This window comes from Streptomyces sp. NPDC051555 (genome assembly GCF_044454405.1).
Lineage (GTDB): Bacteria > Actinomycetota > Actinomycetes > Streptomycetales > Streptomycetaceae > Streptomyces.
In genome coordinates, this window is sequence record NZ_JBITDP010000125.1 from 1 (window position 1) to 1,200 (window position 1,200).

Below are 1,200 nucleotides of genomic sequence, written 5' to 3' on the forward strand. Positions count from 1 at the left end.
GAGGGTGTACACCAGGTTGTGTGAGTAGGGGATGATTGCTCCTATCTGGTCCGGTTCCTGCCCTGAACGGAAAGTGACGCACAGTGATATCGAGGCAGGATACTGAGGCAGGCCGTAGCGAGGCCGCGGAGCGGGTGGCGCGGGCGTTGTCGCCGGAGGCGATCGACGCGCTGATCGCGGACGCGAGGGAGTCCGGGGTGCCGCTGGACGGCCGGGGCGGTTTGTTGCAGCAGATGATGAAGCAGGTCATCGAGCGGGCCCTGCAGGCCGAGATGGCCGATCACCTCGGCTACGAGGCAGGGGACCCGGCCGGGCGGGGCAGCGGGAACAACCGCAACGGCCACTACGGCAAGACGGTGACGACCACGGCCGGCCCGGTGGAGATCGACGTGCCCCGCGACCGTAAGGGCGAGTTCGAGCCGCGGATCGTGCCGAAGGGCACCCGCCGCCTGGGGCAGGTGGACGAGATGATCCTGTCGCTGTACGCACGCGGCATGACCACGCGCGACATCACCGCCCACCTCGCCGAGGTCTACGGCGCCGACGTGTCCCCGGCGCTGATCTCGAAGGTGACCGACGTGATCGCGGACGAGGTCACCAGCTGGCAGAACCGTCCCCTGGACGAGTGTTACCCGATCCTCTACATCGACGCGATCCGGATCAAGGTCCGCGACAACGGACACGTCGTGAACAAGGCCGCCCACCTGGTCATCGGCGTCGACACCGAGGGCATCAAGAACGTCCTGGGCATCTGGCTCCAGGACAACGAGGGCGCGAAGTTCTGGCTCCACGTCCTCACCCAGCTCAAGCACCGCGGCCTCACGGACGGGCTCATCGTGTGCTGTGACGGGCTCAAGGGACTGCCCGAGGCCATCGAGGCCGTGTGGCCCCGCGCGATCACCCAGACCTGTGTCGTTCACCTGATCAGGTCGGCGCTGAAGTACGTCAGCTCCACCGACCGCAAGAAGGTCGCCGCGGCGCTGAAACCCGTCTACACCGCCGTCGATGAGACCGCCGCCCTCGAAGCCCTCGAACAGGTCCGCGAAGACTGGGGCCGGCAGTATCCCGGCACGATCAGCGTGTTCGAGAACGCCTGGGCACAGTTCATCCCCTTCCTCGACTTCGACCAGGACATCCGCCGCGTCATCTACACCACCAACGCGATCGAGTCGATGAACCGCAACCTGCGAAAACTCATCA

Annotated in this window: 1 protein-coding gene; it reads left to right on the forward strand. The window is 66.1% G+C overall.

Features of this window, described 5'->3' with window-relative positions:
- Positions 1 to 134 precede the first annotated feature (134 nt).
- Positions 135 to 1,200: IS256 family transposase (locus tag ACIBEA_RS44650; RefSeq protein WP_399270333.1), on the forward strand; the 1,066-nt coding region annotated here is incomplete at its 3' end.